The sequence below is a fragment of the Novosphingobium sp. TCA1 genome, from assembly GCF_009811895.1.
GTDB classification, from domain to species: domain Bacteria; phylum Pseudomonadota; class Alphaproteobacteria; order Sphingomonadales; family Sphingomonadaceae; genus Novosphingobium; species Novosphingobium panipatense_A.
Genome location: NZ_BLJH01000006.1, coordinates 22,204 through 34,592, shown reverse-complemented (window position 1 = coordinate 34,592; position 12,389 = coordinate 22,204). Strand labels below are relative to the sequence as shown.

Here is a 12,389-nt window from a genome sequence, read left to right as displayed (position 1 = left end):
CTTGTACGAATGCGACTGAAAGTTCGGCTCCCCGGATGGCAAGATCGTTCGCGTCAAAAAGAAAGGCCCCCGCTTTCGCGAGGGCCTTCTTTTTCTCGGCAAAACCGGATCGCTCTATCGAGCGACGGGCTCAGCGCTTGTCGATCGAGACGTAGTGGCGCTGCGTCGGGCCGGTGTAGAGCTGACGCGGACGACCGATCTTCTGGCCGGGATCCGAGATCATTTCGTTCCACTGCGCGACCCAGCCCACGGTGCGGGCGAGGGCGAAGAGCGCCGTGAACATCGTGGTCGGGAAGCCGATGGCCGAAAGGATGATGCCCGAGTAGAAATCGACGTTCGGGAACAGCTTCTTCTCTGCGAAGTACGGATCGCTGAGAGCGATTTCCTCGAGGCGCAGGGCGGTCTCGAAGAGCGGGTCGGTGACCTTGAGCGCGTCGAACACCTCGCGGACGGTCTTCTGCATGACCGTGGCGCGCGGATCGTAGTTCTTGTAGACGCGGTGACCGAAGCCCATCAGGCGGAACGGATCGTTCTTGTCCTTCGCACGGTCGATGTAGTGCTGGATCTTGTCCGGCGTACCGATTTCCTTGAGCATGTTGAGCGCGGCTTCGTTCGCGCCGCCGTGGGCAGGGCCCCAGAGGCAGGCAATACCGGCTGCGATGCACGCGAACGGATTGGCGCCCGACGAACCGGCAAGACGCACGGTCGAGGTCGAGGCGTTCTGCTCGTGGTCGGCATGGAGGATGAAGATGCGGTCCATCGCCTTTTCGACGGCGGGGATCACTTCGTATTCTTCCGCCGGCACGCCGAAGGTCATGCGCAGGAAGTTGCCGGTGTAGCTCAGCTTGTTGTCGGGATAGACGAAGGGCTGGCCGACCGAGTACTTGTAAGCGGCAGCGGCGATCGTCGGCATCTTGGCGATGAGACGGTGCGAGCTGATCTTGCGGTGCTCGGGATCCGAGATGTCGGTCGAGTCGTGGTAGAACGCCGAAAGCGCGCCGACCACGCCGCACATGATCGCCATCGGGTGGGCGTCACGGCGGAAACCGCGGTAGAAGTTCGCCAGCTGCTCGTGGAGCATCGTGTGGCGCGTGATGGTGTTCTCGAAAGTCGCCAGTTCGGCTGCGCTCGGCAGTTCGCCGTTGAGCAGCAGGTAGCTGGTTTCCATGAAGGACGAGTTTTCGGCCAGCTGTCCGATCGGGTAGCCGCGATGGAGCAGGACGCCTTCGTCGCCGTCGATATAGGTCAGCGCGCTTTCGCAGCTGGCCGTCGAGGTGAAGCCGGGATCGTACGTGAACTTGCCCGTCTGGGCATAGAGCTTGCGGATATCGATGACATCCGGGCCGACACTGCCCTTGAGCACAGGGTAGTCGAATTCCGTGCCACCAGCATTCAGTTTTACCTGATCACCCACCAGTTCTTACTCCTTATATGTGCGACCCGGTCGAAGCGTCCGCCTGCGCGCCGATGCGTGCAAGGCTTTCGTCCCGGCCGAGCAGAACCAATACGTCGAAAATACCCGGAGAGGTCGTCTGACCAGTCAGGGCCGCCCGCAAGGGTTGTGCGAGCTTGCCGAGGCCCAATCCCAAGTCCTCGGCCATTGCCTTAAGGCTGGATTCCAGTGCCTCCAGAGCCCATTCGGGCTGCGAGGAAAGACGCTCGTGCATGGCGGCAAGGCGCCCCCGCGCCTCGTCCGTCAAGAGCGCCTGCGCCTTCTCGCTGAATGCGAGCGGACGCTTGGCAAAAAGGAATTCAGCACCTTCCGCAAGTTCGTTGAGGTCCTTCGCGCGGACCTTCAGCACCGGCATCGCCTGCGTCAGCAGGGGCAGATCCGGGCTTTCGTAGCCGGCCTTGGCAAGGCGCGGCGCAACCAGTTCGGCAAGGCGCGCATCGTCGGCCTCGCGCAAGTAATGGCCGTTGAGATTCTGCAGCTTGGCGAGGTCGAAGCGCGAGGGCGACTTGCCCACGTCCGCCATGTCGAACCACTCGACCGCCTTCTCACGGCTGATGAATTCCTCGTCGCCATGGCCCCAGCCAAGGCGCAACAGATAATTGAACAGGGCTTCGGGCAGCACGCCCATCTCGTCGCGATAGGCATCGACGCCCAGCGCCCCGTGCCGCTTGGAAAGCTTCGCGCCATCGGAGCCGTGGATGAGCGGGACGTGGCCGTAGACGGGTTCGTCCCAGCCCATGCCGCGAATGACCACAAGCTGGCGGAAGGCGTTGTTCAGATGATCGTCGCCGCGAAGGACATGGGTGACGCCCATGTCGTTGTCGTCGACGACAACGGCCAGCATGTAGGTAGGCGTGCCGTCCGAGCGAAGAATGACGAAGTCGTCGATTTCCTCGTTCCTGACGGTGACTTCGCCCTGAACAAGGTCGGAAATGGTGGTTTCGCCTTCACGCGGCGCCTTCACGCGCACGACGTAAGACTGGCCCGCCGGCCAGGTCGCGGGATCCGCATCGCGCCATTCGCTGTCGATACGGAAAGGCCGACGCTCTTCCTGGGCTTTCTGGCGGCGTTCGGCGAGTTCCTCGGGCGTCAGGTAGCAGCGATAGGCATGGCCTTTGGCCAACAACTCGGCGGCCACTTCGGCATGACGGTCGGAGCGGGCGAACTGGAACACCGCGGGTTCGTCACCATCCAGGCCCAGCCAGGTCAGGCCGTCGAAGATCGCCTCGATCGCAGGCTCGGTAGAGCGGGCGCGGTCGGTGTCCTCGATGCGGAGCAGGTACTTGCCGCCGTGATGACGGGCGAACAGCCAGTTGAAGAGCGCGGTCCGGGCACCGCCGATATGGAGATAGCCCGTGGGCGAGGGGGCAAAGCGCGTCACGACGGTCTTGCTTGCCGTCGCTCCGCTCGATGCACTGCCGCTTGCCATTATAAAAACCTTCCTGTCCTATGCGCGCCATGGCCAGCCACGCCGCCACGACGGTTGATTTCGAGCGCCCGGATGTCACCGGAGGCGCTGCAATGCAGCATCGCCCATGGATCAGCCAGAGCCACTTGTCGAGCAGTTTGGCCGGTGTCGAGTGTTTTCTTTCGAACTGCGGTTTCGCAAGAGGGCCATGGCTGACGGTAGCCTTTGGAATCGGCATAATTGCGTGGTTTTTATCGTTAACCGCGGAGGCATGGGCAGGCATTTGCGTAGTATGCGTCACGATTGCACTTTTAGCACTGAACTGGCGCAGCGGCATCCTGCGCTTCCCTTACAGCAGGCAGGCTGTCCTGTCCCTTTCTTTACTGTTTCTGGCGGGTTTCCTTTCCATCTGGATACGTTCGGAAATCGTTGGGCGTCCGGCGATTTCACACCCGGTCAGCGGCAGTTTCACGGCACGCGTCATCGGGATAGAAGAACAGCCGGCCCTTGACCGCTTGAGGCTCACCCTGGCCATGCGCGATCCCGAAAGCGCCAACCCGATCAAGGTGCGCGTAAATCTGCCGCTGTCTTCGGGCGACAACGAACTGGCCAGCGGCGCGGTCATCCGATTTCGCGGACGGCTTTCGCCTCCGGCTTCGCCGATGTTTCCGGGCGGGTATGACTTTGCCAGGGCCGCATGGTTCATGGGTATTTCCGCCACGGGATCGGTGACATCGCCGGTCGAGATCGTGTCCCGGGGCGGGGGCCAGGACTGGCTAACCGCACAGCGCATGGCGCTCTCGCATCATATTGCGAAACGATTGCCCGGGACGGCGGGGGGCATCGCAACGGCTCTGACGACCGGAGACATGGGCGCAATCGGCGATGTGGAAGTCCAGGCCATGCGGGATTCTGGCCTCGCGCACCTTCTGTCCATCAGCGGGCTTCACGTTAGCGCGGTGATCGGGTTCGCCTATCTCGTGGTACTTCGCCTGCTGGCCCTCTCGCCCGCTTTGGCGCTGAGGGTTCGGCTTCCGATCCTGGCGGGCATTGCCGGAGCGCTTGTGGGTATCGGCTATACGCTACTGAGCGGATCGCAGGTGCCCACCGTAAGGTCCTGCCTCGGCGCCTTGCTGGTCCTTCTGGCGGTCGTCCACGGCCGCGATGCCCTATCTATGCGGCTGCTGGCCGTTGCGGCCTTTCTGGTCTTGCTGATCTGGCCCGAGTCGATCCTCGGCCCGAGCTTTCAGATGAGCTTCGCGGCGGTCATGGTGCTTGTAGCCCTGGGCAGCGCCGAGCCGATGAAGCGCTGGCTGAGCCCCCGTGACGAAGCCGTTTCGACAAAGGGCTTGCGCGCGCTCGCGATGCTTCTCGCAACCGGGATTGCTATCGAAATCGTCCTGATGCCGATCGGCCTCTTCCATTTTCATCGGGCCGGACTTTATGGTGCTTTTGCGAACCTCGTTGCAATTCCGTTGACCACACTGGCGATCATGCCGCTGATCGCCCTGGCGCTGGCGCTCGACATTGTGGGATTGGGCGCGCCGGTCTGGTGGCTCGCTGCCCACGCCATCGATGCCTTGCTTGAAATTGCCCGATTCGTGGCAGCGCGCCCCGGCGCGGTGATCGTCACGCCCGGAATGAGCGGAGGGCACTTCCTGCTCTTCGTGGCGGGCGGTCTATGGCTTGGGCTTTGGAACGGCACATTCCGTCTCTGGGGGCTGCTGCCGATCATGGCTGGACTACTGGTGCTGCTGGTGATGCAGGCGCCGGACATCATGGTCTCAGGCGATGGCCGTCATGTGGCATGGGTCGATCCCGGCAACGGCCGCATCGCCATGCTTCGCGACAGTTCCAGCGACTATGCCCTGGAGAACATCATGGAGGCGGCAGGTCTTTCGCAGAGACCGCAAGCGGTGCGGAATAGTTCCGGTACACGGTGCAATCAGGATTTCTGTGCAGTCGCCCTGAACAGTCCCGGGAAAGTCACACATCTTCTGATTGCCCGGGGGCGCAGTATCGTGCCGGAAGAGCAATTGGCCAAGGCCTGCGCACGTGCAGATGTGGTTATCGCCGATCGGCGCCTTCCCGGCTCCTGTCGGCCAAGATGGCTAAAGGCCGATCGCCGGTTGCTGGATCGAACAGGCGGCCTTGCGATTTCTGTCGGACCCCGGACGGTCAAGTCGGTGAGCGAAACACAAGGCGATCATGGATGGTGGCGGTCGAGGACCTTTCGACCCTTCGCAAACCAAGTGGAAAGGGCGTCCTGGGCAAGGGAGACGACACTGGCGCCTCCCAGTGACACCCATCAGTGATAGCGGCGGAGCAAGCCTGCGAGTTTGCCCTGAACCTCCACTTCGTCCGGCCCGTAGATCTGGGGTTCATAGGCCCCGTTCGCCGGATCGAGCCGGATCATTCCGCCTTCGCGGCGCAAGTATTTCAGCGTGGCTTCCTCACCGCGGATGAGAGCGACGATGATCTCGCCGTCCCGCGCCGTGTTGGTGCGCTTCACCAGTGCGAAGTCGCCATCGAGAATGCCGGCTTCCACCATGGAATCGCCTGAAACTTCCAGAGCATAATGATCGCCCGAGCCCAGCAGCGCCGCCGGAACCGGAAGCGAGGACTGGCCTTCCAGAGCTTCGATGGGAACGCCTGCGGCGATCCGGCCATGAAGCGGAATTTCGATGACGTCGTTGGCGGGCACACCGACCGCAGGAGCGCGCGTAGTCGCTTCTCGCGCAGGTGTCGCGGGCGTGGCCTTGGCAGGCTTGGGGTTTGCATCTTCGGGCTGGCGAAGAACCTCCAGCGCGCGGGCGCGGTTGGGAAGGCGCCGGATGAAGCCGCGTTCTTCGAGCGCCGAGATCAGTCTGTGGACACCCGACTTGGACTTGAGGTCCAGCGCTTCCTTCATTTCCTCGAAACTGGGGGAAATGCCGCTTTCCTCAAGCCGGACCTGGATGAACCGGAGCAATTCGTGCTGCTTGCGCGTCAACATCTGCTTAGCCTCATGTGTTCTGCGGCACTTGGACCTGATTCCGCCCGCCGGGCCGTCCGTCAGCGCATTTCGCCTTTCAGCGACTTACCTGCGAACAATGAGGGAACAATTATGCAACGAACCGGGTATAGTCAAGCAATACCGCCATTTTGGAGCAAGAATACCTGAACATCGTCTCCGGCAAGGGCAGCGGGGGCGTGAGCCGGGCGGTCGATCAGAACATTGCTTGCAGCCAGGGACGAGAGCGCCCCGCTATCCTGAAGGGACAGCGCTCGAACCGTTTCGCCATCCCACCGGGCTCTTAGGAATTCCCGCCGCGCACCGCCGGGTTTCAGCGGCTCGGCGAGGCGTATCGTGATTTTCCGGGGCAGGGGATCGGCGGCGCCGAGGAGGGCGCGGAGCACGGGAAGCATGAAAAGGTAGGCGGTTACGAGGCTGGACACGGGATTGCCGGGTAATCCGATGACAAGTTGCCTGCGCGCGCCGCGATTGCGTGTTGCGATCAGAAGCGGCTTGCCCGGCTTGATCGCGATGCGCCAGAATTCGATCCGGGCGCCCCACGCCTCCAGGGCCGGACGCAGGAGATCGTGGTCCCCCACCGACGCTCCGCCGCTGGTGACTATGATGTCGGCATCCGATGCCGCTTCCAGGGCCGCGACGAGTGCCTCGATATCGTCGGGAATCGGTCCATTACGCTTGGCATCGACCGGGAGGCTGCGTGCCAGCGCCACGAGCATGGCGCCGTTGCTGGCGGGAATCTGATGCTCGGCGCAGAATTCGGGATCGCTGGAAAGTTCGTCCCCGCTGTCGATCACGGTGAGGCGGGGGATCCTGCATACCGGAAGATGCCTGTGCCCGGCGGCGATGGCCAACCCGGCCTGCGCCGGGCCGATCTGCGTTCCGGCTGCCAGCAGCAGATGACCGTCCGGGAAGTCCATGCCCTTCGCGCGAATATGGCGGTTTCCGGGCGAAGGCGCCTCTCCGGCAAGGGTCAGTTTGTCGCCTGCGCGGTGCAGGTCTTCCTGCAGGATCACGGCCCGGCCGCCGGAAGGTAGCAGGGCGCCGGTCGAGATCCGCACGGCCTCGCCGGCATTTATCGTGCCCGTGAAGGGATGACCTGCGGCGCTTTCTCCGATCACCCGCCAGGGGCCGGCAAGATCGTCTTCAGCCACGGCATATCCGTCCATGGCCGACATGTCCGCCATGGGCTGACAGCGCCGCGCATGCAGCGGCGCGGCGAGATAGCGTCCGAGCGTGCCCTCGATATCGACATGTTCGATGGCGAGCGGTTCGACCAGCGCCAGCAGGTGGGACTGCGCCTCATCCAGATCCATCGGCGGCTTCATTGCAACTGGTCTGCCGCCTTCCAATGACCAGACTTTCCGCCGATCTTCTCGATCAGCCTGATGTCGCCGATGACCATGGCTTTGTCGAGCGCCTTGGCCATGTCGTAAATCGTCACGAGAGCCACGGAAACGGCTGTAATCGCTTCCATTTCAACGCCGGTTCGCCCGTTTAGCGATACGGTCGCCCTGGCCGTTATCGCGCTGTCCTCAAAAGCGAAGTCGAGATTGACGGCGTCGAGCGGCAGCGGATGGCACATCGGGATGAGGTCGGAAGTCTTTTTGGCTGCCATGATCCCGGCAATGCGCGCCGTTCCCAGAACATCGCCTTTCGGCGCGTCGCCTGCGCGAATGGCGGCGAGGGCCGCACCGGTCATGGATATCCGGCCTGATGCCACGGCCACGCGCCGGGTTTCCGCTTTCGCGCCGACATCGACCATGCGGGCCGTTCCGTCAGCATCGATATGGGTGAGGGACTTGCTCATGCACCCAGCAGCAGTCGGCGGGTTGCCGCCTCGACATCGGCCTCGCGCATCAGGCTTTCCCCGACCAGGAAGGTACGCGCGCCGCAGGCCGACAGATGCTGGAGATCGGCATGAGCGTTGATCCCGCTCTCGCTGACCAGAAGGGTTCCTTCCGGCGCCAGGGGCGCAAGCCGCACGGTGGTTTCGATGTCGGTGACGAAGCGTTTGAGATCGCGATTGTTGACGCCGATCAGTCGCGATTTCAGGCGGCTTGCACGCTCCATTTCGGATTCGTTGTGAACCTCGACAAGGCAATCCATGCCCCGTTCGAGGGCGGCGGCTTCGATTTCCGCCATGACGACGTCGTCGAGCGCGGCGACGATGATCAGGATCGCGTCGGCGCCGATCAAGCGGGCCTCGGCGACCTGCCAGGGATCGACCATGAAGTCCTTGCGGATGACCGGCAGCGAGCAGGCTGCGCGGGCTTCGACCAGGAAATCCTCGTGGCCCTGGAAATAGGGCGCATCGGTCAGGATCGAGAGACAGGCCGCACCGCCGCGCTCATAGGCGATGGCATGTTCGGCAGGGCGAAAATCTGATCTTATCAATCCCTTGGAGGGGGATGCTTTCTTGATTTCCGCGATTAGCGCGAAACCGCCATCCGCCTTGCGGCGCAGGGCGGCCTCGAAGCCGCGCGGGGGGCTCTGATCGGCGCTGCGGGCATCGAGGTCGTTGACGGTCGCGAAGCCCTTGCGGGATTGCACTTCCGCGCGCTTGGTGTCGCAAATCTCGGTAAGCTTGTCTGACATCGGTACCTCGAAAACGCGCCAGGATCAGGCCTTGAGCGCGGAAATCCAGCAATTGAGCAGGGCATTGGCAAGGCCCTTGTCGATCGCCTCGGCTGCTTCCTCGACGCCTTCCTGCCAGGTTTCGACTTCGCCTGCGACGATGAGCGCACCTGCGGCGTTGAGAAGGACGGCGTCGCGATAGGGACCGTGCTCGCCCAGCAGGAGGCGGCGCAGGGCATCGGCGTTGTAGGCGGCATCGCCGCCGCGAATGGCGCCGACCGGAGACACCGGCAAGCCGACATCCTCGGGCGATACCCGCCGCATGGAGAGTTCGCCGTTCCTGATTTCGGCCACTTCATTGCCGCCGGCGAGGCTCAGTTCGTCGAGCCCTTCGTCGCCGGAGATCACGAAGGAATGCTCGCTGCCCAGGTGCATCAGCGCCTCGGCATAGATCGGCACATAGGCGGGGCGGGCGATCCCGACGAGTTGGCGGCTGACGTTTGCGGGGTTCGCCAGCGGTCCCATCAGGTTGAAGATCGTGCGGCGGCCGATCGCCTTGCGAATGGGCATGATCCGGCCCATCGCCGGATGATGGCGCGCGGCGAAGAGGAAGCAGATGCCCAGATCGCCCAGGGTTTCCTCGGCGGTTTCGGCGGCACGGTCGAGATCGAGGCCGAGTGCTTCGAGCGTATCGGCGGCGCCTGCCTTGGAGCTGGCGGCGCGGTTGCCGTGCTTGGCGACCGGAACGCCGCAGGCCGCGACGACCAGCGAGACCGCTGTCGAGACATTCAGCGTATGGTGTCCGTCCCCACCCGTGCCGCAGACATCGATGGCATTGGCCGGAGCGCTGATCGGGATCATGCGCGCGCGCATCGCGCGGGCGGCGCCTGCGATCTCGCTGGCGGTTTCGCCGCGATCGGTGAGGGCGACGAGGAAGCGGACGATCGCCTCGTCATCGACCTTGCCGTCGAGGATCCGGCCGAAAGCGTGTTCGGCCTCCGCCTCGTCGATCGGGTGCTGGGGATCGGGGAGCATCGCCTGAACCGTCATGCCGCGATCCGCGAAGGCAGCCTTGCCTCCAAGCCGCAAAGTCTCAGGAAATTCGCGAGCATGGCGTGGCCATGTTCGGTGGCGATGCTCTCGGGGTGGAACTGCACGCCGTGGATGGGGAGGTCGGCATGGCGGAAGCCCATGACATGGCCGTCGTCCGAGCGGGCGTTGACCTTCAGCGCCTCGGGAATATCCTCGACAATGAGCGAGTGATAGCGGGTCGCCGTGAAGGGCGAGGGGATGCCGGCGAAGACGCCGGTATCGTCATGCGTCACCGGCGAAGTCTTGCCGTGCATCAACCCGCCGCGCACCACTTTCCCGCCGAAGTACTGGCCGATCGACTGATGGCCGAGGCAGACCCCGAGCAGCGGCTTGCCAGAATCGGCAGCGGCGCCGACTAGGTCCAGGCTGATGCCCGCCTCGTTGGGCGTGCAGGGGCCCGGCGACAGGAGGAAGCCCTGGGCGCCGCTCTGGATGGCCTGCGCTGCGGTAAGGGCGTCGTTGCGGACGACTTCGACTTCGGCGCCCAGTTCCATCACATAATGGACGAGGTTCCAGGTGAAGCTGTCGTAATTGTCGATGACGAGGATCATTTCCTGCCTTTCGTCGCTTTCTCGACGACGATCAAGGGGCCGAGCGGAGGTCCGCCGTCCACTCGCCCATGCTCCGGGTCCCAGAGCGAGGATACGCTGCCGTCGAGGAACAGCGCATTGGGGCAATCAAGGCTGTCGCGGAAATAGCGCGCAAGCTTGCCGAAGGAAACCGGTTCGTCCGAGATCACGAAGTGCGCGCGGCCCTTTCGGTCGACGCCAACGGCGTTGCGCAGCTTCTTCGATGCGCCATCCGCGTCGATCTTCGGATGAAGTTTTCCGCCGATCACGAGCATCGGGCCGGACTGGGTGCCGAAATCGGGACGATCGGAAACCGACTTCGCGAAATCGGCGGCGGTGCGGATCGTCCATCGTCCTGCCGCGTCGCCATAGAACACGCCGTTGGGCTGGAGATGAAAGTTGCCCCAGCCCTCGTTGGTGTTGAGCTTGTGCAGGCGCAGGCCTTCCTCGACGTAGTAGCCGATCGGCTGCCCTTTTTCGTCGAACATCCCGCCGTTCATCGCGAAGGCCACGGCATGGTTCTTGCCGGGACGATCGACCGCCAGTTGCGACAGGCTGCGATAGGGCGCGCCGCCCTTGGGGCCGAGCACCATGTGGATGGTGTGCCGGGCCGGATCAGCCGTGCAATGGGTGAAGGATACGCCCTCGAAAGTCGCGCCGCTACAGGCCGGTGGCGGCGGCGCTGCGACTTCCTGTTTGGCGTCGCCTTGCGAGCAGGCGGCGAGAAGAAGCGCGGCCGCTGCGGCGGCCGCCCTCATTGTCCGAAACCCGGCTCCCCCGCGACGCGCACGGCTTCGCGGGCGGCGGCGAAGAGCGCGCCGGACTTGGCCTCGCACTCGCGCTGTTCATAGGCGGGGATGCTGTCCGCCACGATACCCGCACCTGCCTGGACATGGAGAACCCCGTCCTTGAGCACGCCGGTACGCAGGACGATGCAGGAATCGACCGAGCCGTCCGGGGCGAAATAGCCGACGCCGCCCGCATAGGCGCCGCGGGTTTCCGGTTCGAGTTCGGCGATGATCTCGCAGGCGCGGACTTTGGGGGCGCCGGAAACGGTTCCCGCCGGGAACCCGGCGAAGACCGCATCGATCGCGTCATGCTTTGCGGTATCCAGTCGTCCGACCACGTTCGAGACGATGTGCATGACGTGGCTGTAGCGCTCGATCGTGTAGCTGTCGGTCACTTCGACCGTGCCTGCCGCCGCGACCCGGCCTACGTCGTTGCGCCCGAGATCGAGCAGCATGAGATGCTCGGCCCGTTCCTTCGGATCGGCGAGCAGGCTCACTTCGTTGGCCTTGTCTTCCGATGCCGTCTTCCCGCGCGGGCGGGTGCCCGCAATTGGGCGGATCGTGATTTCGCCATCGCGGACGCGGACCAGGATCTCCGGGCTCGAACCGATCAGCGCAAAGCCGGGCATGTCGAGGAAGTAGAGGAACGGCGAAGGATTGACACGCCGGAGCGAGCGGTAGAGCGCCAGCGGCGGCAGCGGAAATTCGCAAGTGAAGCGCTGGGCCAGCACGACCTGGAAGATGTCTCCGGCCTCGATGTAGTCCTTGGCGCGCAGCACCATGGATTCGTAATCGGCAGCGGCCATGACCGGCGTCTGCACCGGCTCGGCAAGCTCGCCCATGGGCGCGCAGGCCGGTGCCGGAGCGGCCAGCTTGCGCAGGGCTTCGTCGATTCGCTCACTGCCCGCCTCGACCAGACGCTCCAGGGAGCCGGCTTCCGGCCAGAGCGGCGCGACGCAGAACAATTCGTCGCTGAGACGGTCGAACACGAGGATCAGCGAAGGCCGCACGAACAGCATGTCGGGCAGGGCGAGGGTGCTCTGCGGTGCGCGCGGGAGCTTTTCGACAAGGCCGATGGTCTCGTAGCCGAAATAGCCGACAAGGCAGGCAAGCGCAGGCGGAAGCTGCGGCGGAACGTCGAAACGGCAGCTTTCAACAAGGGCGCGCAGTTCCGCCAGGGTAGCGCCCGGCAGCGGCGAGAAGGCCTGACGGTCTTCCTGCCAGTTCCGGTTGATCTCGCAGGTATTGCCTTCTGCACGGAACACCAGGTCCGGGTCGAGGCCGATCAGGCTGTAGCGTCCGCGGGTTTCGCCGCCTTCGACCGATTCCAGCAGAAAGTCGCCGCGCCCTTCCTCGAAGAGCTTGAGCGCGACGGCAACCGGGGTTTCGGTATCCGCGACGAGCTTTCGCCAGAGCAGGGCCGGCTTGCCCTGGGAGAGCTGAGCCAATGCCGCAAGGCGATCCGATTCGCGTTCCATAACCCCGGTCT

Annotated in this window: 11 protein-coding genes; 1 reads left to right on the top strand and 10 read right to left on the bottom strand. The window is 64.0% G+C overall.

Translation table 11 applies throughout. The features are described from left to right. Positions 1-130: 130 nt before the first annotated feature. Both NTCA1_RS09450 and gltX read right to left on the bottom strand, forming a co-directional pair. Positions 131-1,414: a citrate synthase gene (locus NTCA1_RS09450; RefSeq protein WP_159830218.1), complete on the bottom strand. Its 1,284-nt coding sequence runs from the start codon at positions 1,412-1,414 to the stop codon at positions 131-133. Positions 1,415-1,427: 13 nt separating this feature from the next. Continuing rightward, a complete protein-coding gene (gltX, locus tag NTCA1_RS09445) occupies positions 1,428-2,882 on the bottom strand; it encodes a glutamate--tRNA ligase (protein ID WP_159830217.1) in 1,455 nt (484 codons plus the stop codon). A gap of 29 nt (positions 2,883-2,911) precedes the next feature. Between gltX and NTCA1_RS09440 the strand changes: the two genes are divergently transcribed. Next, the gene (locus NTCA1_RS09440; RefSeq protein WP_159830216.1) at positions 2,912-5,176 is read left to right on the top strand and encodes a ComEC/Rec2 family competence protein; all 2,265 of its coding nucleotides are present in this window, start codon (positions 2,912-2,914) and stop codon (positions 5,174-5,176) included. Here the strand turns inward: NTCA1_RS09440 and lexA are convergent. From lexA to trpE, 8 genes are all read right to left on the bottom strand, one after another. Continuing rightward, positions 5,170-5,856 carry a transcriptional repressor LexA gene (gene lexA / locus NTCA1_RS09435; RefSeq protein WP_159830215.1) on the bottom strand — a complete coding sequence of 229 codons (687 nt, stop codon included), beginning with the start codon at positions 5,854-5,856 and terminating at the stop codon, positions 5,170-5,172. The genes NTCA1_RS09440 and lexA overlap by 7 nt on opposite strands. Positions 5,857-5,987: 131 nt before the next feature. After that, positions 5,988-7,190 carry a molybdopterin molybdotransferase MoeA gene (locus NTCA1_RS09430; protein WP_236549207.1) on the bottom strand — a complete coding sequence of 401 codons (1,203 nt, stop codon included), beginning with the start codon at positions 7,188-7,190 and terminating at the stop codon, positions 5,988-5,990. A gap of 8 nt (positions 7,191-7,198) precedes the next feature. Further along, on the bottom strand, positions 7,199-7,684 hold the full coding sequence (gene moaC, locus NTCA1_RS09425) for a cyclic pyranopterin monophosphate synthase MoaC (RefSeq protein WP_159830213.1): 486 nt from the start codon (positions 7,682-7,684) through the stop codon (positions 7,199-7,201). Further along, entirely contained in the window at positions 7,681-8,472 is a 792-nt protein-coding gene (gene trpC / locus NTCA1_RS09420) for an indole-3-glycerol phosphate synthase TrpC (RefSeq protein ID WP_159830212.1), read from the bottom strand. Before trpC ends, moaC begins: the two co-directional genes overlap by 4 nt. A gap of 24 nt (positions 8,473-8,496) precedes the next feature. Beyond that, a complete protein-coding gene (trpD, locus tag NTCA1_RS09415) occupies positions 8,497-9,501 on the bottom strand; it encodes an anthranilate phosphoribosyltransferase (protein ID WP_201282451.1) in 1,005 nt (334 codons plus the stop codon). Then, positions 9,498-10,094 (bottom strand): aminodeoxychorismate/anthranilate synthase component II, encoded by a 597-nt coding sequence (locus NTCA1_RS09410; protein WP_159830210.1) that lies wholly within the window; start codon positions 10,092-10,094, stop codon positions 9,498-9,500. Before NTCA1_RS09410 ends, trpD begins: the two co-directional genes overlap by 4 nt. Beyond that, the gene (locus NTCA1_RS09405; protein ID WP_159830208.1) at positions 10,091-10,870 is read right to left on the bottom strand and encodes a phosphodiester glycosidase family protein; all 780 of its coding nucleotides are present in this window, start codon (positions 10,868-10,870) and stop codon (positions 10,091-10,093) included. The genes NTCA1_RS09410 and NTCA1_RS09405 overlap by 4 nt, the downstream gene beginning before the upstream one ends. After that, on the bottom strand, positions 10,867-12,378 hold the full coding sequence (gene trpE, locus NTCA1_RS09400; protein ID WP_159830425.1) for an anthranilate synthase component I: 1,512 nt from the start codon (positions 12,376-12,378) through the stop codon (positions 10,867-10,869). Before trpE ends, NTCA1_RS09405 begins: the two co-directional genes overlap by 4 nt. Positions 12,379-12,389: the final 11 nt, after the last annotated feature.